Below are 20,514 nucleotides of genomic sequence, written 5' to 3'. Positions count from 1 at the left end.
CTATGGCTTTTGAAAAAAGGTGGGGAAGAAAGGCAGGACGAAACTATTTAGCAGCTTGCAAGCTGCTAGCTTTTTATTGGCTGATAGCAAGCTGCATGTAAATTGTTTATAAATACACATCTGCTAGCTTTCTGCTGATTAGCAGTTTTGGAGATGCTTCATGCCAGTCATTTCATTCGTGTCGAGCAAAGGCGGAGTCGGGAAAACAACATCTGCTGTCGTACTTGCCGGCGAATTCGCTGCCGCCGGTCGCGAGGTGGTTCTGATCGACGCCGATCCCAACCGCCCGCTTGAAGCCTGGGCCCGCCTGAAGGGGACGCCGGAAACACTGCAGCTTATGATTGACGATTCCGCCGAAACCATCATCGATACGATCGAGGAAGCCCGGGCAAACGCCGATTTTGTCATTGTTGATCTGGAAGGAACCGCCACCGACCGAATTGGTTTTGCGATTGCCCGTTCGGATCTCGTTTTAATTCCGCTCCAAAGCTCCGTTCTTGACGCGTCAGAGGCCGCTAAGTCCGTGAAGCTGGTTCACCAGATGCGGAAGGTTGCCAATCGGGAGATTCCTTACAGGGTTTTCTTCACGCGCGTCCCGCCAGCTATTCGCGAGCGGACCGCGCGAGATATCGACCGGCAGTTTTCCGACGCGGCCATACCAGTTTTACCTGCAACTCTTATTGACCGTGCCGCGTACCGGGCGTTGTTTTCTCTTGGCGGAATTCTTCACGATCTGGAACGATCCGATGTGTCGGGATTGGAGAGCGCCAAGGAAAATGGTCGCGAATTTGCTCAGGCAGTTATCAACGTTTTGAAAGGAGAGGGTGCATGAGTAGCGAAGACAAGAAGCGAGCGACCCTCGATTTCGGAAATCTAAACGATACGCCAGCGCCGCCTGTCGACAGTGATGCTGTGAAGGCTGCCACCAGAGCTGCAGGGTTCCGAGAAACGCCCAAGGCTTCCGCTTCCGAAACAACAGTTCCCATCCGAGCCACCCGTAGAACACGTCGAAAAACAGGACGTACAGAACAATTCGCTACACGCCTTCGGGCAGAGACGATCGAGGCGATTTACAACTATGCGGATCAGCATGAGATCACGCTGGCTGAGACCATCGAGCGCGCAGTCGCTGCTCTTAGGAATGATGCGAAGTGACGCTCTTGAAGTGTAACGCTCGGTGTTATATTTAGGGTGTAGGAAATCTCGTGAGAGTTTTTAAAAACGGTTGGTTTCAGAAGTTTGCCCGGAAAGAGAAAATCTCTGACGCGATGCTTTGCGAGGCTGTTGCGCGCGCCGAACGCGGCCAGATTGATGCCGATCTAGGAGCTGGCCTTATCAAGCAGCGCGTTGCTCGGCCCGGCGCTGGGAAGTCTGGCGGATTCCGGACGCTGGTTTTCTTTCGAGCGCAAACGAGAGCGGTCTTTGCATTTGGGTTTGCGAAGAGTGATATGGCCAATCTCGATGCTGGGGATGAAGCTTACATCAAAAAGGCCGCGAAACTCGTCTTGGGATTTACAGACGCGCAAATGAAAACGGAAGTCGATGCGGGTCGAATGTTAGAGGTGAAATGCGATGACAAAGACTTACAAGAGTGAGGCACTGGCAGCCGTCCATGAAATGATGGAGGGATTCTACGAGTCCGGCGCGATCGACAAACAGACGATGCGTGAATTTGATGAAGGGTGCCTGACAACCGTGGAGCCGCTAACCCCGGAGGAAATTCGCACTATCCGTGAGCGCGAGAGCATTTCTCAGCCGGTGTTTGCCCGATATCTCAACGTTAGCAAGGGGCTGGTGTCAGATTGGGAACGCGGCGTTAAAAGGCCAAGCGGTCCTGCTCTGCGTTTGCTGACTGTTATACGGAACAAGGGATTACAGGCGATCGCCTGATTGCGCGACGATAGTCGCGTGCGGCCCGGAAGCGAATGCTCTTTCAGTTGGGCGGTAGAGAGCCGGAGGGCCGCCCGTGACAATGCCCCGGTACGTCAGCGCCGGGACGATTCTCGTTCTTCGGGCGTTAATCTCCCCAATGCGGTTTCCAGGGTGTGCACGGTCCCAATGGCGCCGTCAGGTATAGCCATCACCCTCTTTATGTTTTGCAACTTGTAGGCAATTTCAGCTTCGGTAAGTCCGAACAGGGCAGGGGATGCGATCGCCTGTTCGAGCGCGACGATGATTCCAGCGCCTGCGATGCAGGTGCTCAGCCGCGCGAGGCCAGTTGCGCGCTCACTGTCTGAAACCGAGCCATCGGCGATCCGGTCAAGCTTTTCATCCGGGGAACGCACAATGTCGCCCAGAGCGGCGACCGCGCTAACCGTCTTGTACAGGTCCTTGGCCCGCCTGGTCGGCATGAGCAGAAACGATGAGACAACGGAAAAGCGCTGTTCGACTGCCGAACGGGACGTTTTGAATTTGTCCTGTGCCTCCAGCAATTGGCGCATCGTTTCCACCACGCCGGCGTTCTCCACTAATATCTCCAGTTCGGTTGACATATTCCCTCCGATTGGCGCGTCAGATACGATCGAACGCTCCCTTGAACTCCCGGTCGCTATAATAGGCGAGTTGCCGGCAACGATCGGTCGCTGTCCGGCGAGGAACAGTAGTTCGGTGTATTGTGGCAGGTTGCGGACCTCGTCGCGTGTCAGCAACGGGCGGCGACATGCTGTTCGCCGTAGGAGATCCCCGTCTTATCGGAATCGAGCGCGCGGCCCATGCTTTCGAAGACGACGGTCGATTGCCCAAGCATGTCGGAAACGAGGCGGGCGCTTTCGTGGTCATTGACGCCGAAACCTGCAGGACGCCGGCATTGGATAGGAAGGTGCCGGCCCGCTGCCCGTAAGTGGCGCGTAGCTGATGAACGTCCTGCAGTATCGGCCACAGCTGCACCCCGTAACCGGCCATCAGGCCGATGGCACGTTCGACGGGGGCCAGGTGACCAAGGGAGGCGAACTCGTCGAGGAGATAGAGTACCGGTATCGCCGGCTTGCCTGGCGAACGAGCCATTTCGAGCAGGCTTTGGGTGACAAGCAGACGCAACCAGCGCGAATAGGTCGAAAGCCTATCGGGCGGCAGCACGAGGAAAACCGTTGCGGTGCGGCTCTTGAGATCCGCAAACCGGAAATCCGACCGGTCGAGCATACGGGCAATGCGAGAAAATGGGTATGGCGCTGCGCCGCGGACAGAACGCCGGCCGCCTCGCGATCGGATTTGCCAAGGTGGCGGTTGGCCGCGCGCGCGACGAGGCCGCTGGCTGCCGTCGAGTCCTGCATTTCCTTGAGGAGCCCTGTGAAGGCTTCAGGGGCCAGTGTAAGGTTTTCACGCAGGTAACGAGAGAACGGCGGCTAGAGGGTTCCTGCGCGACGATATGGAGGATCATGCCCGAGATGAGCGCCTTGGCTTCTTCATTCCAATGCGCCTCGCCAGTCATGCCCGGTTCGTCGAAGACAAGAGCGTCGGCGAGGTGCTTGCATCTTCCGCAGGCCATCGGGGTCGAGCCCTTCGAGCGGATTGAATGCGGCGATCGGTTCGGCTGTGGCGCCAAAGGGATCGAGGACGTAGACGGGACCGAACTGACGACGGGCACGACCAGCAATCCTGGCATTCCCGCCCTTGGGGTCGATGCAGATCACCGAGCGGTCGGCAGTCAGGAGATTACGCGATGCTTTGCGAGGCTGTTGCGCGCACCGAACGCGGCCAGATTGATGCCGATCTAGGTGCTGGCTCGACGCCGCGAGGCGGGTGCCTTCCGACAGAATTTTGACACATACTGAATGAATTGATAACAATCATCGCCTGCAGACTCCAATAAACCGGGGGCGAGATCATCCCGGAAACTAGGGGCGCAATCATCTCCGAACAAAGGGGTGGCTTCATGGAGAGACGAATGGACGAAATCCGACGGGCATTGCGCCCATACGATGCTACTCCGATAAATGATCATGAGGTCGCTACTTGGGTCGCGGCATTGTCAGGCGCTCAAATGCAGGCGAACGACGCGCATCAGCAGCTGAGTGAACCAAGTCTAGGCGGATTCGATACTGAATTAGACAGCGGTACGATTGGGCGAGCGTCCATGGGCGAGTCGATGCATATGCCGGCGCAGCCATCCCTCGGATACGGCGAGTTCAGCAGCGCCCGCCACGGTATGGACACTTCCTACGTGTCGGCGCTAAAGCGCGCAGGGGCGAGTCAACCACCGCGCCAAAATGTTATATCGCGTCATAGTTCGGAGCGCCAGCCCGGCGTCATTTCTCCACGCAGCAGCGCGCCGTCGTTCGGGGGGGGCAGCAAGAAGAGTTCCGGTTCGACGGCAGCGAGTTCTTCTCACAACGAAGCTTCGCAGGCAACCGAACTGCCACAATTCCGCTTACGCCACGTGCCCTACGTCTCCCAAGGGAGTGAGCGCATGGGTTGCTGGTATGCATGTGCCAGAATGGTTGGCCATAGTGTCGAAGCCGGTCCCAGGCTAGGCCTTCCTGAGCTTTACAACCCACGATCTGGTCATGACGGTCTACGGGATCTGACTCATGTCGAGCAATTTATCCTGAACGAGGGACTGACGAAGGTAGACTTACCGGATTCACAACAATTTTCACACGAAGAGCTAGGTGAACTTCTCTACCGGCATGGCCCCATTATTTTCGGGTGGCAAACGCCACAGGGCATTTGGCACATGTCAGTTCTCACTGGTGTTGACAAAAATACCAGCCGCGTTGTTTTCCATGACCCTCAGAAAGGTCCAGACCTGACCATGCCGCTAGATTACTTCAATCAACGCCTTGCATGGCAGGTGCCGCACGCGATGCTGTATCGATAAATCCAATCGTTGTGGATGCGTTTTGTTGCCGAGGTACCGCACGTGAGCTCCCCCTTCGTCCGCCAGCAAAAGACGGATGGTCACACGGTAAACAGGTGGGGGGTCAAAATTTGCGTGCCGAAACACACTCCAATTGGCGTGTTAGCCACGATCGAACACTCCCTTGAACTCTGCATCTGCATAATAGCGCAATTTGCCGGCAACGATGGGGCGTTGCCCGGCGAGGAACAGCAGTTCGGCGTTCTCCGGCAGGTTGCGGACCTCGTCGGGTGTCAGCAACGGGCGGCCGACATGCTGTTCGCCGTAGGAGATCCCCGTCTTATCGGAATCGAGCGCGCGGCCCATGCTTTCGAAGACGACGGTCGATTGCCCAAGCATGTCGGAAACGAGACGGGCGCTTTCGTGGTCATTGACGCCGAAAACCTGCAGGACGCCGGCATTGGATAGGAAGGTGCCGGCCCGCTGCCCGTAGGTGGCGCGCAGCTGATGAACGTCCTGCAGGATCGGCCACAGCTGCACCCCGTAACCGGCCATGAGACCCATGGCGCGCTCGACGGGAGCCAAGTGCCCGAGAGAGGCGAACTCATCCAGCAGGTAGAGGACCGGCACGGCAGGCTTACCGGGGGCGCGGGCCATTTCGAGCAAACTTTGCGTCACAAGCAGACGCAGCCAGCGCGAATAGGTTGAGAGGCGATCGGGCGGCAGCACGAGGAAGACCGTTGCGGTGCGGCTCTTGAGATCGGCAAACCAGAAGTCCGACCGACCGAGCACGCGGGCCATGCGCGGCGAGTCGAGGAAATGGGTATGGCGCTGGGCGGCCGAGAGGACGCCGGCCGCTTCGCGATCGGATTTTCCGAGATGGCGGTTGGCGGCACGGGCGACCAGGCCACCCGCAGCGGTCGAGTCCTGCATTTCCTTCATGAGCCCGGTAAAGGCTTCAGGTGGCAGGGTGAGGTTTTCCCGGAGAGTGACCAGCGAACTCCGGCTGGGGGGCTCGTGCGCGACGACATGGAGGATCATTCCACCGATGAGCGCCTTGGCCTCCTCGTTCCAATGCGCCTCACCGGCCATGCCTGGTTCGTCAAAGACAAGAGCGTCGGCGAGGGTGCTCGCGTCTTCCGCGACATCGAGGCCGTTCGGATCGAGCGCGTCCAGCGGATTGAAGGCGGCCAGCGGTTCGGCCGTCGCGCCGAAGGGATCGAGGACGTGGACTGGGCCGAACTGGCGACGGGCACGACCAGCAATCCTGGCATTCTCGCCCTTGGGGTCGATGCAGATCACCGAGCGGTCGGCGGTCAGGAGATTCGGGATGATGGTTCCCACACCCTTGCCAGTGCGCGTCGGCGCCATCGTCAGCAGATGGGACGGTCCATCATAGCGTAGCAGCTTTCCGGTTTTGCTGTCGCGGCCGATCAACAGGCCCGAGCTAGTGCGGGTGAGGGGAGCGACCTCCTTGTTGGTGGCGAAGCGAGCCGTGCCGTGCGTATCCCCATCCATATCCCCGAAGTGTTCGATCATTGGATTGGTAAAAAACCGAAAGGCGAAGATGAGAATGACGATCGTCACGACTATATTGGCGATCCATCGGGACACAAACCAGGCTTCGGGAATGGCGAAAGGGATCGCAGCGAGGATGATGGCGATTACGAGAAAACCAAGCCCGACCTGGTAAAAATAAACGACCGCGCGGAACGGCGATATGACTATATTGATAATAGCCCATACGGGATCGCTTGCCGCCTTGCGCAGCATGTTTCTGAAGGCGGCCCATGCAAGTGTAACCTGGTTCATGACGTGGCGTCGCTACCATTTGCCGCCCTTGGCTTCAGGAGATCGTCAAGAACTTCCCTGTCAGCATCGCGGGTGAGGAAGCCCGGCAGCTCGCGGCGCAACCAGTCACCGAGATTTTTAGAAAAGTCGTCGCGGCCCGCTTCGAGGCGATGCAGAACCAGCGCACCGAGTAGGACCTTGCGGCGTGTATCCTTGGCGCGTTCCTGCTTGTTGAGACGAGCCTGAAGGGTTTTCTTCTGTGCTTCGAGCTGGGCGAGCCTCTCCTGGATCGATTTTCTTGGCACAGCGATTGCTCCTTTCATCAGTTGCGGAAATTCTCAGCATCGCTTACCCGCGTCTGGCTTTAAGTTTTACCATGACGACTTTCGGATGATCGCCTACACGCTCGATATCGAGGATCCCGGAGGCCTCCGCTAAATCGCTCAGCCGGGCAAAGCCATAGTTGCGAGCGTCAAAATCGGGGGCCTGTTTGGCGAGATGGGTGCCGACACGTCCGAGGTGGGCGCGGCCATCTTCATCGGCCGAGGCGGATACGGCCTTTTCAAGCATCTGCAAAGCGGCATCGTCGAGCTTTCCTTTCGACGATCCAGACAGCGCGGGCGTGGCCTTCTCCGGCTCGGTTTTCTCAGGGATCAGCGCCTTCATCGCGGTTCGAGCGGCGGCGACTTTGCGCTGCGGAACGGCACTTGCTACCGGCTCTTCGGGTGGCTCGCCGAGCACATCGAAATAGACGAATTTGTCACAAGCGGTGATGAACGGTCGAGGCGTTTTGCGCTCGCCGAATCCGTAGACGGTGACGCCTTGTTCGCGGATGCGCGCGGCAAGCCGGGCAAAGTCACTATCGCTTGAGACGATGCAAAATCCGGAGAAGCGGCCAGTGTAAAGCAGGTCCATGGCGTCAATGATCATTGCGCCATCGGTGGCATTCTTCCCCGTGGTGTAGGCAAACTGCTGTACCGGCTGGATGGAGTGTTCGAGCAAACATGCCTTCCAGCCGTTGAGATTGGGCTTTGTCCAGTCGCCATAGATACGCTTGACGCTGGCAGTGCCATAGTTGGCAATCTCGGCCAGTAGGCCGGTGACGATTTTGGGGCTGGCGTTATCGCCATCGATCAGCAGGGCGAGGGTGTCTTGCGTCATAATATCCTGAAACTCGCCTCCTCCGGATGCTTGCCGCGATAAGCCAATATCTTGTTGCCGCTGATGTCTTGAAGCTCGGCGTAGCGAAGGCAAGTATTCGCACGGATTATATTTGCCGCCAGCTTGACGCAGGCGGGGTCGGCGCGATGGCTGCACAGGACGGTCAGGCGTTCGTCGCCCGACAGCATTTCGATCTGGGACATTGTTTCCGATTTGTGATTGTCGTTCATCCGCAACCTCCGGCGCGCATTCTAACGAGCGATATGCATTTTTCCAGCATTTCACAAACATTTGTACATGCTTCGGTTGAAAATCCCCCACTGGAATGCTGAAAATGCGCATGCATTTCATGCTTCCATGATTATCCGCTTGCGCCACACCGTGGGCCGATAGAGCGAAGCGATTGAGGTTACAAGGGCGCACTTACGAGTTGCTGCGCAACTCAGATGCGCCGATCGCAGATCGGGAAAGGGCAGACGGCGTTTGGCGATCTATCATGCAAGCATGAAGCCAGTATCGCGGGCCAGCGGCAGAAGCGCCGTTGCCTCGGCTGCCTATCGTGCCGGCGAACGGCTGACGAACGAACGCGACGGCCTCACACATGACTTCACCCGCAAAGAGGGCGTGGAGCATGCGGAAATCGTGCTGCCTGAGGGCGTTAGCGCGGAATGGGCGAAAAGCCGCGAGAAGCTTTGGAATGCGGCGGAATTTGCCGAAAGCCGGAAAGACGCTCGTGTCGCCCGCGAATTTGAAATCGCATTGCCGCATGAGCTGACGGCCGAGCAGCGCCTGGAGCTGACGCGGGAGTTCGCCCAGGACCTGGCGAACCGCTACGGCGCGGGGGTGGATTTCGCCATTCATCGGCCGCATGACGCGAGCGACCTTCGAAACCACCACGCACATCTTTTGATGACGACGCGGCAGGTGAACGAGGAGGGGCTGGGCGAGAAAACCTTCATCGAGCGGGAGAACAAGTGGCTCCTGAAAAACGACTTGCCGACCTCGCATATGCAGCTGCGCGATATCCGTCAATCGTGGGAGAGCCATGCCAATCAGCATCTCGCCATGGCCGGGCACGATATCCGGATCGATCATCGCTCGCACCAGGAACGCGGCCTAGAGCTTGAGCCGACCGAGCACATGGGCGTGCATGCGACGCAGATGCAGCGGAGCGGGCGTGACGTGTCGCGCGGCCGGATCGATGAAGATGCGGCAAAGCGCAATGCCGAGCTGATCCGGGAAAAGCCCGAGCAGGTGCTTTCGATCGTCACGAACGAGAAGAGCGTATTCGATCGCCACGACATTGCGCGGACACTGCATCGCTACATCAACGACGACGCGCAAGCGTTCCAGAACGCCTTTGCGACCGTCATGGCATCGCCTGCCCTAGTCGAGTTACAGCATGAGCGGTCGAACCCTGAGACAGGCGAGATCGAGCTTGCCCGATATTCGACCCGCGAAATGGTCGAGCTTGAAAGCGTCATGGCCGACAGGGCGTATAGGATGGGCCATGCCCACGACCATGGCGTTGATCGCCGTCATGTCGATCGAGCGATAGAAAAGCAGGATGCGGCTATCCGGGCAAGTGCCGGCGATGATACTGCACGGCTTTCGGACGAGCAGCGGAAGGCGATCGAGCATATCACCGGGCCGGAGCGCATCGCGGCGGTTATCGGTTATGCCGGCGCTGGCAAATCCACGATGCTTGCCGCAGCGCGGGAGGCATGGGAGGCGCAAGGCTATACGGTTCATGGCGCGGCTTTGTCGGGGAAAGCGGCCGAAGGATTGGAGGAATCTTCGGGCATCCAGAGCCGCACGCTCGCCTCGTATGAACATCGATGGCAGAACGACCGCGGCACACTCGGCCGCGGCGACGTATTCGTGATCGACGAGGCGGGCATGATCGGAAGCCGGCAGTTGTCCCGGTTCGTCACCGAGGCCGAGCAGCGCGGGGCGAAGATCGTCCTCGTCGGTGATAATGAACAGCTCCAGGCGATCGGGGCCGGCGCACCATTCCGCGCTATTGCCGAGCAGATCGGCCACGCGGAGCTTTCCGAGATACGCCGGCAGCGCGTGGAGTGGCAGCGGGAGGCCTCCGTTGACTTCGCCACGCACCGGACGGCCGAGGGCCTGGCGGCCTATCGGGATAATGGTAACATCCGGCTTAGCGAAACGCGGGACGACGCGCGCGGCGAGATCGTACGCGATTACCTTGCCGATCGCGACGAGCGGCCGGAGGGAACGCGCGTTGCGATGGCGCATCGCCGGGCCGATGTTCGCGCCATCAACGACGAGATCAGATCGGCCCTGCAGGAGCGCGGCGAGTTGGCGAAGGGCAGCGTGCCCGGCGACGGCTCGGACGCTGGTGCGCTGACCTTCCAGACCAATGACGGCAAGCGCGAGTTCGCGCCGGGCGACCGTATCGTGTTCCTGGAGAACGATCGTGACCTTGGCGTCAAGAACGGAATGCTTGGCACGGTCGAGCGCGTCGAGGCCGGCCGGCCGGGTGCCGGCCCCATGATCGTCGCGCAGCTCGACGGTCCCGGAGGAAAGGGCAGGGGCGACAGCATCAGCGTGCCGACGAACGACTATCGGGCTTTCGACCATGGCTATGCGACGACGATTCACAAGAACCAGGGCGCGACGGTGGACCGCGCCTTTGTGATGGGGTCGGGCACGATGGACCGGCATCTGACCTATGTCGCCATGACGCGGCATCGCGACAGCGTGCAGCTCTATGCCGGCATGGACGAGTTTGCCGACCGGAATGCTGGCCGCCTGATTGAGCATGGGGGTGCACCGTTCGAGCACAAGGAAGGCAATAGCGAGAGCTATTTCGTGACGCTGGAAAACGACAAGGGCCAGCAGCGCACGATATGGGGCGTCGATCTTGAGCGGGCCATGAAGGAGGCCATGCCCGAGATCGGGGAGAAGATCGGCCTTCAGCATGAGGGTTCCACCCCTGTCACCCTGCCGGATGGCACGCAGACGCACCGGAACGCATGGAAGGTGCAGGACGCCGGCGAGCTGGCCTATCGGCAGCTTGAAAATCGGCTCAGCCGGTCGGGCGTGAAGGAAACGACGCTCGATTACACGCGCGACTTTGCCGAGCGGCGCGGGATCGCGGAGCAGACGGGGATCGTAAGCGAGATCGATCTTGCTCCTGCCCAAAAGAGAGGGCAAGAGGCCCACTCCCTTGCACTTCCTTCCGCAAGGGCTGTTCAGGATCGGTCCTTCAGCGAGCGTTCTGCTTACGAGGAGCGTACCCCCTCGCGGACCGGTCCTGAACGCAGCGGCGATCCGCAGCAGCGCCAGCGCCGAGGCACGTTCGACGGCCTGAAACTCGGGCGGAGCGCGGCGGCCGAGCGGCCGACTGTGCAAGACCGTTCGGAGCAAACCGAGACGCCACGGGGCAGCATGTTCGATGGCTTGAAGCTCAATGCAGGACACGAAACCTCAGCTGCCCACGACGAGCCGGGCAGAAGGGAGCGTCTGCAGGAGGCGCCGGCGCAGGAAAGGCTGGCCCGCCCATCCAACATTGAACGCGCCATAGATCGCTATGCGCGGGCCTATGACGCAGCCGAGCGGAATCACCGCGAGGGCTTGCCGATCCTTGAGACCCAGAGCCGAGAATTGCAGCAGGCTGGCCAGCAGCTCGACCACGCGCGGCCGGGAGCATCGGCGCTGATGGCGTCGGCGTTGCAGCATGACCCTGAGACGCGGCAGGCGATGACCGAGCTTTCCGGCCGCGAACGTGTGGGGCAGCTCAGCGCCGGCATGGACCGTGAGCGCGCCGCGCAGGCAGATCCGAACGTAAGGGCTGAACGGTTTGTGCAGCGTTGGCAGGACCTACAGGACGAGCGCACGCAGCTACGCGGCTGGCAGAACGATGAGGCGCGCGGAAAGGTCGAAGGACAAATGCACGGCATGGTGAAAGGTCTTGAGAGCGACCCGCAGGTTGAATCGATCTTGCGCGACCGGAGCGATGATCTCGGCATCCGCAACCTTCAACAGAGTCAGAACCTCTCGCGAGCAATGGAACAACAGCTCACAGAGAACCGGAACCAAAGTATTGGAATCGAACGATAGGAGATGCCGTGACGGAACGTCGAATAGGATTTGAGGAGAGAGTAGCGGCTAAGGCGAGCACAGACCTGGAGTCGCTGTCCTTGCAGGAAAAAATAGCTGTTAGCTTAGGTCGATTGAAAGCGCAGCGTGGAACGACGAATAAGGATTTGGCAGAGAAACTCGGCGTCTCAGAGGCATATATATCGCAAGTCACTCGTGCAATGAGGGACCTGAAGGTTTCGACGCTCGACAAGATGACGCGCGAATGGGATGTGCCGATCGAAGAACTGATTACAGTCACGAAAGACGATCTGGAACGGATAGCAGCTTCCCACTCCCGACGCAGGAAAAAGAAGTCGGCCGCAACGGTGACGCCATGATGAACGAGAACGAGGGATTCGAACCGGACGACCAGGATACAGGTGGTGATCCGACCGAGGCTTTCGATAGTTGCGGCGGTCGGTGGAGAAGCTGGCGAGAGATGTTGGCGGAGAAATGACCGTCATTCGCAAAGGCGTGGAAGCAGCGTTCGAAGAGTTTGAGAAATTCCAGCAGCCACCCGATTACGGCCCGGAGCTTGGCCGCATCGTCAAACAGCTTACCTCTATGAACCAGACCCTTGAGACCTTGCAGAAGGTGCCGGCGCTCAAGAATGGACCGGATCATTATGCCCGCGTGCTCGAGAACGCCGGTGACCGGATCTCGGCGAGCGCCGTTCGCATGATCGAAGCCCGGGGTCATGGCCTCGAGAGCGCATCGGCTGAACTTGGTGATTATGTCAAAAGTGCCCGACAGCGCCAACGGCAGGATAACGTCCGGGGTCAGGTTCAGGCCTGTGTAATAGGCGTCACGGCGGATTTCGAAGTCTTTGGGTAGATCGTCATCCGGGTTCCGGTAGCGGTCCGCGCCGACAACCCAGATCTCCTTGGAACGGATGCGGCACGCAACTGGGTGAGGACGCAAAGCTCGTAGCTGATCCGGTTCACACGGCCATCGTCATCGATTACGGAACTGCGCCACCTGGCAGGAATAACCTCGTCAATCGGCACATCCTCCATCGGCACAAAACGGCAGCCATCATCCACCTTGCTCCTGATCCAATCCAGCGCCACTAGTACCGGACGCCACACGGTGTTGTTCGACCGGAATTCCAGAACCGAAAGCAGGCTGGGCAGCATACGCCGGTAATGATTGGCCCAGGATGAGCGCATCACCTTATATATGCGCCGGTCGAGAGCCCCTTTTGCCTGGCTCTCCTTGACGATCGCCGCCAGCTTGTCCTTGCCGACGATCGGGAAAATGACATCGCAGACGCGCCCTGCCGGCTCGTCGAGCGAAGCGCTGGCAATCTCGACCAGCAACCGTTCCTTGCCATAGACCCGCTCGATATCCTTGGCGATATCGCCGACCACCTTGCGTTTCGAACGCGTCCCGATCTTGTGAACCGTCTCGATCAGCAGGTCGACCATGGCGTCCGTGAGTTGTGCTTCCCGCGACAAGAGATAAATCGCATAGAGGCCGATTTGTCTGGCCGGCGCGTGCCGCCGCATCTCCCAGGCCTTTTCGCCGGCGACACGGCGGACAGTCTGTTCCACCCATGCTTTGCCGGTCGTCGACAAGATATCCCGTGGCAGATCAAGTTTCTGAATGAAGGCAAGTTTCGCCGTCATGCTGAGGATGTTGTCGAGCGATGCCTGGCCAGCATCACCCCTCATCGTATTGAAGCCGGTCTGGCCGTCTGCCTCGGCAATAGAAGCTTCCAGCAATGCGAGCGTGCTTGATGAAAGACGAGCGCTCACCCCGGTCAACCAGTCGTCGAGATAATGTTGCCGTTGCGAACGCACCAGGCGTTCCAGTTCCTTGTGCGACGGGCCGTATATACTACGGTCCCGGCACCACAGACAAACCTGCTCGAGGGGGTCGGTTCCGGTAGAGGGCGAAATGACACTCTAAGGAAGCATGGTCGCATAAGAATGGAGCAACAGCCTTATTTCGGACGCTCTGCCATAACCAGCAGCAGGAAAGCCCCGAGATCGCGCCACCTGCTGAATCGTGGCACTATCTTACAAGCGTCCTCCGTGGGTTGAGGCTCTCCGATGCGCGTTAAGCGAAAGCCGGCAAACGCCACTGCGTTGAGATAGTCTCCGATTGTTCTTGGAAAGCGAGGAACGGAGAATGGCACGATATTCTCATCTTTGGGGCGATTTCCGAACTTCCAGTTCTCTGTAAAAACTTCTTTGCTGAAATAGCGAGCAACACACAGACCGGTCGTCTTACCATGCTCATCTTTCTGCCATTGCAAGCCGGGCGTAATGAAACACGGGTGCAGGACGCTGAACGCGATGAACCCGCCCGGACGGACCAGGCGGTAGGCTTCATTCATAGCGCCTTGAAAATCAGGGCCGTCCATTAACGCCATAGTTGAGACGACTGCATCAAAGGAAGAGGCAGGCAGTCCGGTTTCTGAACTATACGACCCAACTTTATACTTTACGCCGACTGGGTCTGCGATCTCCGCCTGCCGGGCATGCTCGATTAAGCCCTGCGAAATATCGATGCCCGTCACCTTAGCGCCCATTTTCGCGAAGTGTCGGGTATTGGTGCCTTCACCGCATCCAAAATCGATAACGTCCAGGCCAGTAATATCTGGCAGAAATTCCACGAAAGCCGGAAACGTGAACAAGTCGCGATACACGTCGTAGCCGTTGCGCACGTCATCGGTCCATTGGTCGGCGTTTTGATTCCAGCGAGCGGCGACTTCATGGTGTGCTTTGTCGGTCATTCCATTCTCCAGACTATGCTTCCTCAGGTGTTTTAACGTCGATGCGGTTGCGCTGAACAACGTCAGCGACGGTATTTTTGCTGATGCTGAGATCGCGCGCGATCCAGCGATAGCTACGGCCTTCAGCAATCAAAGCCATTACCTTCGGCGCAAGCCGATCTGACTTGGGACGCTCTCCGGTCTGACGACCGAGCACTTTACCTCGCGCCTTAGCAGCGGCGAGCCCGGACTTAACCCGCTCACTGATGAGGTCACGCTCGAACTCGGCAATGCCCGAGAGCAATGTCGCCAGCATGCGGCCATGTGGCGAGGACAGATCAAACGCCATTCCGTTCATGGCGATCACCGACACCTTCCACCCCTCCAACTCGCGCAACGTGTTAAGCAGGTCGACCGTGGAGCGGCCCCAGCGCGAAAGTTCGGTAACAAGCACCGCGTCGATCTTCCGAGCTTGCGCCAGCGCCATGACTTTGCGTCGTTCGGCACGGTCGAGCTTTGCGCCTGAGCCTGTCTCCTTGAAAACCGCTGCCACGTCGTAGCCGGCACGATCTGCGAATGTAGCCAAGTCACGCTCCTGTCGTTCGCATGACTGATCGGCAGTCGAAACACGGCAATAAATTGCGGCGCGCTGTCCCAATTGAACCCTCGTGGATTTTAGTGTCGGAAGGCCTTGATTTGTATGGACTCATTGTTGTCCAAAACAGACTATACTTCAATAGGGACAATTGCGGCATGCCAAGGCGACATATTCTCACCGAGCGACAGCGCTCGGCACTCTTCGATCTGCCAATCGATGAATTGTCGCTGCTTCGGCACTACACACTGAGCGACGACGATCTTGGACACATCCAGGAACGCCGCAGGCCGGAGAACAGGCTTGGGTTCGCCCTGCAGCTTTGCGCGTTGCGATATCCAGGGCGCGCGCTGGCTCCGGGCGAGGTGATCCCGCCTGATGTCCTGTCGTTCATCGGGGCTCAGCTCGGCGTCCCAGCCGATGCGCTTCTTACCTATGCTGCCCGGCGGCAGACCCGCCAGGAGCATATGGAGGGGTTGCGCGAGATCTATGGCTATAAGACCTTCGCGGGTCGTGGTGCCCGTGATCTGCGGGACTGGCTTTTCCATCAGGCTGAAGACGCCCGCTCGAACGAAGATCTTGCTCAGCGCCTGGTCGCACGTTGTCGTGAAACTCTGACGATCTTGCCAGCGGTATCGACGATCGAGCGACTATGTGCGGACGCGCTGGTCGCCGCCGAGCGGCGGATCGAGACGCGGATCGCGGAAAAGCTCGACAATAACGCACGCGAACGGCTTGATGGGTTGCTGACTGAAGTGCTCGATGCCAATGTCAGCCGGTTCATCTGGCTTCGCCAGTTCGAGGTCGGCAACAATTCCGCAGCGGCGAACCGACTGCTCGACAGGCTGGAGTTGCTGCGTGGCCTGACTCTTGATCCGCAGCTTCTCGCCGGTATCCCGCCGCACCGTGTCGCACGCCTGCGTCGGCAGGGCGAGCGCTATTTTACCGATGGCTTGCGGGACATCAGCTCTGATCGGCGCTGGGCGATCCTTGCCGTCTGCGCCGTGGAATGGGAGGCGGCGATCGCCGATACGGTGGTCGAGACCCATGACCGGATCGTCGGAAAGACCTGGCGCGAGGCGAAACGGCTGCATGAAGAACGGATTGCCGATTCCAAGGCAACCGTCACCGATACGCTACGCGCCTTCACCACACTCGGAACTTCCCTGCTCGAAGCCCGCAATGATGGTGTGCCGCTGGAAATGGCGGTCGCCAAATCGGCGGAATGGGGTCGGCTCGAACAACTGGTCGCGGCCGGTGCCCAGCTCAGCAATACGCTGGCGGACGATCCATTGGCTCATGTGGGACAAGGATATCATCGCTTCCGCCGCTACGCGCCGCGCATGTTGCGGTGCCTGAAGTTCAAGGCAGCATCGGTAGCCCAGCCCTTGATTACGGCGGCAAAAGCCATCGGCGAAATGCAAGCGTCACCATCGGCGACCGACAGCTTCTTGCGGCCAAATTCGAAATGGCACCGCCATTTGAGAGCACAAGACCAGGGCGACAATCGCCTTCGGGAGGTGGCGGTCCTGTTTCACCTGCGGGATGCCTTCCGATCCGGTGACATCTGGCTCGACCATTCGCGCCGCTGTGGCGATCTCAAACAGGTGTTGGTGCCGATGATTGCGGCACAAGCTAATACAAGACTAGCAGTGCCCCTCGATCCGCAAGTATGGCTGACTGATCGAAAGGCTCGGCTCGCCGATGGCCTGAAGAGACTTGCACGAGCAGCGCGCGACGGAACCATCCCTCGTGGCAGTATCGAGGATGGAACGCTGCGGATCGACCGGCTGACGGCTGACGTTCCGGACAGTGCCGAGGAATTGATACTCGATCTCTATCACCGGATGCCGCCAGTTCGGATCACCGACATCTTGTTGGAGGTCGATGCTGCGCTCGGGTTCACCGAAGCCTTCACTCATCTGAGAACCGGGGTTCCATGCGGTGACCAGGTCGGCCTGCTCAATGTGCTGCTCGCAGAAGGGCTGAATCTGGGACTGCGGAAGATGGCGGAGGCCACGAATACGCATGATTACTGGCAGCTATCGCGCCTTGCCCGGTGGCACGTCGAAAGCGACGCAATGGACCAGGCGCTGGCGATCGTGGTGGCTGCGCAGGCAAAACTGCCAATGTCCCGGTTCTGGGGCTTGGGAACGACCGCATCGAGCGATGGCCAGTTCTTCCCTTCGGCCCGGCAGGGCGAGGCGATGAACACGGTCAACGCCAAGTATGGAAACGAACCCGGCCTCAAGGCTTACACTCACGTCAACGATCAGTTCGCGCCGTTCGCATCACAAACCATTCCGGCGACAGTCAGCGAGGCCCCATACATCCTTGACGGCCTGCTGATGAATGAGGCTGGTCGTCAGGTTGGAGAGCAATATGCCGATACGGCCGGCTTTACCGATCACTTGTTCGGGACCAGCAGCATGCTCGGATACCGCCTTGTCCTGCGCATCCGCGATTTGCCTTCGAAGCGCCTTTACGTGTTCAATCCCGCAGGGACACCCAAGGATTTGCGCAAACTGGTCGGCGGCAAGATCCGCGAGGAATTGATCATCGCGAACTGGCCCGACCTGTTCCGCTGCGCCGCGACCATGGCTTCCGGCAAGATCAAGCCGAGCCAGTTGCTCCGCAAGCTTGCCTCCTATCCACGCCAGAACGATCTGGCGGTTGCGCTGCGAGAGGTTGGCCGCGTGGAGCGGACACTCTTTATTATAGAGTGGATCCTCGACACGGACATGCAGCGGCGTGCCCAGATCGGCCTCAACAAGGGTGAAGCCCACCATGCTCTCAAGAATGCGCTGCGCATCGGTCGCCAGGGTGAAATCCGTGACCGAACCACCGAGGGCCAACATTACCGGATCGCCGGACTCAACCTGCTCACCGCAATCATCATCTACTGGAACACCCTCCATCTCGGCCATGCAATCGCAGAGCGCCGGAATGAAGGACTTGATGTGCCGCCCGAACTTCTGGCGCATATCTCTCCACTGGGTTGGGCACACATATTACTGACCGGCGAATATCTCTGGCCTAACGGAGAAACGGCTTAGAGTGTCATTCCGCCCCCAGCCGGAACCGACCCCTCGAGCATGGCGCCAACCGATCGCCCGGTCGGACACAGTTCGCCAGCGATCCATAATGTCAGCTCTTCCCGATCGGACCGTTTCAGGCGTCGAAAGCGGAGATACTGCAGAATCTCGGCACAATGCCGGCGCGCAGTCCGGCCGGAGAAATCATACTGGTTCACGGCGTCACATTCGACGCCAAGCTGCTCAGCCAACCAGGAAACGCTGTCGGTCGGGATCGAGGCAGGGTCCTGTACAAAGAAGCCGTGTGCGGCGAAGAACTTAAGCTGAACCGCCAATCCCAGTCGCGCCGGGGTCGGCTTGCCGTTCACAAAATCCGTGTCGGAAAAGCTCAGGCTCCAACGCCCGATAAAATCCTCATTCGAAATACTCAAACCCATCAGCCTACTCCATAATTCGGAGCAGACTGTCATTCCCCGCAAATCACTCGTCAATTAGCGAGACAATGTTCCCACAACGTTCTTCAACTTGGCCAAAATCCCAGCTTCGAGCCGACAGGGCCCATTGGGAGGCTAGAGCACCCTTCCTCTCCCGCTTGTCCAAGGCGCAGATTGCCGAGGTCATGGAGGATGCTGGTTGCGTAAAAACCGCCATCAAGGCGGCCCTTAAAGCCCCCAAAGCGGAAGCCGTGACGTTGGCCGAAAGGGCGCTGGTCGGAAAGATATGGCTCCCCGGTCCTCTTCGTTTCCCCATCGAAGACGACCATATCAATGAAGATTCCTCATCGTAGAGGCGTAAGGTTGTCAGGCTGATCTGAACGCGTTCTTGACCCAGCACCGCAATGTGCTGGGTTTTTGCTGATTAAAAGATAGCAGCTTGTAATCTGTTTATATCTGGGGCGCTTTGGCGGTGGGCTGGTCTTGATCGGGATCGACCCGCCCAAGACCAGACGAGAGGCGCCCCAGGCCCCGCCTCTCGTGCTCTCCGCCCACCCTTCGCTGTGGACGCGAAAGGCGTATGAAACCGCAGCCGCAAATTTGCACCTTGCAGAATCAGTCCGAATCGCAGTTTCTTGTAACGATGAGCACAGCGAAACCAGTCAGAGAAAAAGTGGCAGCCCATCGCCAGCGTTTGCGTGAGGCAGGGCGTATCTATGTCAACACGGACCTGCCTGCGGACCTGGTGGACTGTCTTGATAAGATCAAGGCGGAACGCGGGCTGGCTTCGCGGGCGCAAGTGTTTGAATTAGCGTTGAAGGCGTTTGTTGAAAATGAAATGAGGGCATAACGAAAAAACCCCTCGCCGCTGGTAACGGCTAGGGGTTTTCGGTCAGTTACGACGTCGGCTTTTGGGGCCTTCCAATTTCTAGTCCCAACATAGTCGAGCGTTCACGAACCTGCAAGGGGTGCCCTTTGCAGGAACGGTGAATCTTTGTCCGCTGTCCACAGTCATGCCCGCCTGGAAAAGGAGGCGGAAAAGACCATGTTTGAACAGATTGGGACGGTGCTCGCAGGAGCACCGGCCGAACGGGAACGCACACCTGTTCGGCGGCAGAGCCGTGCGCGCGGCCGCTGCGAAGGTGTATTCTGGCGACGGACGAACCGGCAGGACGTGCGCACGATCGTATTGGCCGCACGGCGCTACGAATTGGCAGGCCGACAGCCAGGCGCACGCAATGGCCCCCTGGGTAGCGTGGCGATCGAGCTGATGGAGCTGTTGGCCAATCTAGTTGATTTCCGCACCGGTCGGCTGGAGCCGTCGATCGACACCCTCATGTTGAAGCTGAGGCGCTCGCGTGACGCGATCGTGCGGGCGCTGAAGAACTTGCGCGCCCATGGCTTCCTCGACTGGCTGCGGCGCTATCAGCCGACGGGCAACGCGGGACGCGGCCCGCAGGTCCAGCAAACCAGTAACGCCTATCGAATGTCCCTACCCGATCGGGCGCGGCAGATCCTTGGACGTTGGGGCGTGGCCCCTCCCCTTCCTGACGATCATGTTCAGGCCGAGGCGGAACGTACCGCGGGTATCGAGGTGCATCGGGCATCGCTCGACATCGTGTCGAGAACACTATTCGATGTTGGCGACAACCCCTTGGGGCAGGCGCTAGCTCGCCTTGGAAAGGCAATCAATCTACGTGAGTCCGCCAGACAGACTGAATCCCTATCTGGTTCTATAACTAATAGACGAAAATAAGCGGAGCCGCTGTCCGGGCCTCTCACGAGGCCCTGCGGCGGTTCCGACCCGCGTTACGTGCGGGTCGGCACGGCAACATCAGCATCCTAAAAACGCAACCTCACACGTGCGGCAAATG

General features: G+C 59.1%; 19 protein-coding genes and 1 pseudogene. 11 read left to right on the top strand and 9 right to left on the bottom strand.

Annotated features, from left to right (window positions below):
• The first annotated feature begins 160 nt into the window (after positions 1-160).
• The 4 genes from WGT02_RS40245 to WGT02_RS40230 are packed head-to-tail and all read left to right on the top strand — an operon-like array spanning position 161 to position 1,890.
• The gene (locus tag WGT02_RS40245) at positions 161-832 is read left to right on the top strand and encodes a ParA family protein (RefSeq protein WP_151045115.1); all 672 of its coding nucleotides are present in this window, start codon (positions 161-163) and stop codon (positions 830-832) included.
• On the top strand, positions 829-1,155 hold the full coding sequence (locus WGT02_RS40240; RefSeq protein ID WP_151045113.1) for a stability/partitioning determinant: 327 nt from the start codon (positions 829-831) through the stop codon (positions 1,153-1,155). Before WGT02_RS40245 ends, WGT02_RS40240 begins: the two co-directional genes overlap by 4 nt.
• A 50-nt stretch (positions 1,156-1,205) precedes the next feature.
• On the top strand, positions 1,206-1,595 hold the full coding sequence (locus WGT02_RS40235) for a type II toxin-antitoxin system RelE/ParE family toxin (protein ID WP_151045111.1): 390 nt from the start codon (positions 1,206-1,208) through the stop codon (positions 1,593-1,595).
• Entirely contained in the window at positions 1,573-1,890 is a 318-nt protein-coding gene (locus WGT02_RS40230; protein WP_151045109.1) for a DNA-binding transcriptional regulator, read from the top strand. Before WGT02_RS40235 ends, WGT02_RS40230 begins: the two co-directional genes overlap by 23 nt.
• 95 nt (positions 1,891-1,985) lie before the next feature.
• On the opposite strand, the gene WGT02_RS40225 is transcribed toward WGT02_RS40230, so the two are convergent.
• Together WGT02_RS40225 and WGT02_RS40220 are read right to left on the bottom strand one after the other, a co-directional pair.
• Entirely contained in the window at positions 1,986-2,492 is a 507-nt protein-coding gene (locus WGT02_RS40225) for a hypothetical protein (RefSeq protein WP_341353035.1), read from the bottom strand.
• 19 nt (positions 2,493-2,511) lie between these two features.
• Positions 2,512-3,653: pseudogene (locus WGT02_RS40220) on the bottom strand (type IV secretory system conjugative DNA transfer family protein); the annotation flags it as partial.
• Positions 3,654-3,883: 230 nt separating this feature from the next.
• Between WGT02_RS40220 and WGT02_RS40215 the strand changes: the two are divergent.
• Positions 3,884-4,816 (top strand): papain-like cysteine protease family protein, encoded by a 933-nt coding sequence (locus WGT02_RS40215; protein WP_375680043.1) that lies wholly within the window; start codon positions 3,884-3,886, stop codon positions 4,814-4,816.
• Positions 4,817-4,957: 141 nt separating this feature from the next.
• On the opposite strand, the gene WGT02_RS40210 is transcribed toward WGT02_RS40215, so the two are convergent.
• The 3 genes from WGT02_RS40210 to WGT02_RS40200 are packed head-to-tail and all read right to left on the bottom strand — an operon-like array spanning position 4,958 to position 7,747.
• Positions 4,958-6,607 (bottom strand): type IV secretory system conjugative DNA transfer family protein, encoded by a 1,650-nt coding sequence (locus WGT02_RS40210; protein WP_151045104.1) that lies wholly within the window; start codon positions 6,605-6,607, stop codon positions 4,958-4,960.
• Positions 6,604-6,891 carry a mobilization protein gene (locus WGT02_RS40205; RefSeq protein WP_341353042.1) on the bottom strand — a complete coding sequence of 96 codons (288 nt, stop codon included), beginning with the start codon at positions 6,889-6,891 and terminating at the stop codon, positions 6,604-6,606. The genes WGT02_RS40210 and WGT02_RS40205 overlap by 4 nt, the downstream gene beginning before the upstream one ends.
• A gap of 43 nt (positions 6,892-6,934) precedes the next feature.
• The gene (locus tag WGT02_RS40200) at positions 6,935-7,747 is read right to left on the bottom strand and encodes an NYN domain-containing protein (RefSeq protein WP_151045101.1); all 813 of its coding nucleotides are present in this window, start codon (positions 7,745-7,747) and stop codon (positions 6,935-6,937) included.
• Between the two features lie 483 nt (positions 7,748-8,230).
• On the opposite strand from WGT02_RS40200, the gene traA reads away from it, so the two are divergent.
• From traA to WGT02_RS40185, 3 genes are all read left to right on the top strand, one after another.
• Entirely contained in the window at positions 8,231-11,836 is a 3,606-nt protein-coding gene (gene traA, locus WGT02_RS40195) for a Ti-type conjugative transfer relaxase TraA (RefSeq protein WP_341353041.1), read from the top strand.
• Positions 11,837-11,844: 8 nt separating this feature from the next.
• The gene (locus tag WGT02_RS40190) at positions 11,845-12,195 is read left to right on the top strand and encodes a helix-turn-helix domain-containing protein (RefSeq protein ID WP_254701397.1); all 351 of its coding nucleotides are present in this window, start codon (positions 11,845-11,847) and stop codon (positions 12,193-12,195) included.
• A gap of 115 nt (positions 12,196-12,310) precedes the next feature.
• The gene (locus WGT02_RS40185; RefSeq protein WP_375680044.1) at positions 12,311-12,691 is read left to right on the top strand and encodes a DUF6118 family protein; all 381 of its coding nucleotides are present in this window, start codon (positions 12,311-12,313) and stop codon (positions 12,689-12,691) included.
• On the opposite strand, the gene WGT02_RS40180 is transcribed toward WGT02_RS40185, so the two are convergent.
• From WGT02_RS40180 to WGT02_RS40170, 3 genes are all read right to left on the bottom strand, one after another.
• Positions 12,643-13,659 (bottom strand): hypothetical protein, encoded by a 1,017-nt coding sequence (locus tag WGT02_RS40180; protein ID WP_341353039.1) that lies wholly within the window; start codon positions 13,657-13,659, stop codon positions 12,643-12,645. The two genes, WGT02_RS40185 and WGT02_RS40180, sit on opposite strands and share 49 nt — an antisense overlap.
• Before the next feature lie 143 nt (positions 13,660-13,802).
• Positions 13,803-14,597: a class I SAM-dependent methyltransferase gene (locus tag WGT02_RS40175; protein WP_015241701.1), complete on the bottom strand. Its 795-nt coding sequence runs from the start codon at positions 14,595-14,597 to the stop codon at positions 13,803-13,805.
• A 13-nt stretch (positions 14,598-14,610) separates the two neighbouring features.
• Entirely contained in the window at positions 14,611-15,234 is a 624-nt protein-coding gene (locus WGT02_RS40170; RefSeq protein ID WP_024318593.1) for a recombinase family protein, read from the bottom strand.
• A gap of 95 nt (positions 15,235-15,329) precedes the next feature.
• On the opposite strand from WGT02_RS40170, the gene WGT02_RS40165 reads away from it, so the two are divergent.
• Positions 15,330-18,227 carry a Tn3 family transposase gene (locus WGT02_RS40165; protein WP_341353038.1) on the top strand — a complete coding sequence of 966 codons (2,898 nt, stop codon included), beginning with the start codon at positions 15,330-15,332 and terminating at the stop codon, positions 18,225-18,227.
• Here WGT02_RS40165 and WGT02_RS40160 read toward each other — a convergent pair.
• Positions 18,224-18,643, bottom strand: coding sequence for a DUF4158 domain-containing protein (locus WGT02_RS40160; RefSeq protein ID WP_341353037.1), 420 nt, complete (start codon positions 18,641-18,643; stop codon positions 18,224-18,226). The two genes, WGT02_RS40165 and WGT02_RS40160, sit on opposite strands and share 4 nt — an antisense overlap.
• Before the next feature lie 577 nt (positions 18,644-19,220).
• Between WGT02_RS40160 and WGT02_RS40155 the strand changes: the two genes are divergently transcribed.
• A complete protein-coding gene (locus tag WGT02_RS40155) occupies positions 19,221-19,490 on the top strand; it encodes a hypothetical protein (RefSeq protein WP_164055665.1) in 270 nt (89 codons plus the stop codon).
• A 195-nt stretch (positions 19,491-19,685) separates the two neighbouring features.
• Positions 19,686-20,396: a helix-turn-helix domain-containing protein gene (locus WGT02_RS40150; protein ID WP_341353043.1), complete on the top strand. Its 711-nt coding sequence runs from the start codon at positions 19,686-19,688 to the stop codon at positions 20,394-20,396.
• The last annotated feature ends 118 nt before the right edge of the window (positions 20,397-20,514 follow it).

This window comes from Rhizobium sp. T1470, from assembly GCF_042140505.1.
In the GTDB taxonomy this organism is placed as follows: domain Bacteria; phylum Pseudomonadota; class Alphaproteobacteria; order Rhizobiales; family Rhizobiaceae; genus Rhizobium; species Rhizobium favelukesii.
This window is presented reverse-complemented; position numbering and strand designations above follow the sequence as displayed.

What these genes read in the sequence shown, in the direction of transcription:
- WGT02_RS40245 (WP_151045115.1), top strand. Translation starts at nt 161, where the DNA reads ATGCCAGTCATTTCATTCGTGTCGAGCAAAGGCGGAGTCGGGAAAACA.
- WGT02_RS40240 (WP_151045113.1), top strand. Translation starts at nt 829, where the DNA reads ATGAGTAGCGAAGACAAGAAGCGAGCGACCCTCGATTTCGGAAATCTA.
- WGT02_RS40230 (WP_151045109.1), top strand. Translation starts at nt 1,573, where the DNA reads ATGACAAAGACTTACAAGAGTGAGGCACTGGCAGCCGTCCATGAAATG.
- WGT02_RS40225 (WP_341353035.1), bottom strand. Translation starts at nt 2,492, where the DNA reads ATGTCAACCGAACTGGAGATATTAGTGGAGAACGCCGGCGTGGTGGAA.
- WGT02_RS40215 (WP_375680043.1), top strand. Translation starts at nt 3,884, where the DNA reads ATGGACGAAATCCGACGGGCATTGCGCCCATACGATGCTACTCCGATA.
- WGT02_RS40210 (WP_151045104.1), bottom strand. Translation starts at nt 6,607, where the DNA reads ATGAACCAGGTTACACTTGCATGGGCCGCCTTCAGAAACATGCTGCGC.
- WGT02_RS40200 (WP_151045101.1), bottom strand. Translation starts at nt 7,747, where the DNA reads ATGACGCAAGACACCCTCGCCCTGCTGATCGATGGCGATAACGCCAGC.
- WGT02_RS40185 (WP_375680044.1), top strand. Translation starts at nt 12,311, where the DNA reads ATGACCGTCATTCGCAAAGGCGTGGAAGCAGCGTTCGAAGAGTTTGAG.
- WGT02_RS40175 (WP_015241701.1), bottom strand. Translation starts at nt 14,597, where the DNA reads ATGACCGACAAAGCACACCATGAAGTCGCCGCTCGCTGGAATCAAAAC.
- WGT02_RS40165 (WP_341353038.1), top strand. Translation starts at nt 15,330, where the DNA reads ATGCCAAGGCGACATATTCTCACCGAGCGACAGCGCTCGGCACTCTTC.
- WGT02_RS40160 (WP_341353037.1), bottom strand. Translation starts at nt 18,643, where the DNA reads ATGGGTTTGAGTATTTCGAATGAGGATTTTATCGGGCGTTGGAGCCTG.
- WGT02_RS40155 (WP_164055665.1), top strand. Translation starts at nt 19,221, where the DNA reads ATGAAACCGCAGCCGCAAATTTGCACCTTGCAGAATCAGTCCGAATCG.
- WGT02_RS40150 (WP_341353043.1), top strand. Translation starts at nt 19,686, where the DNA reads ATGTTTGAACAGATTGGGACGGTGCTCGCAGGAGCACCGGCCGAACGG.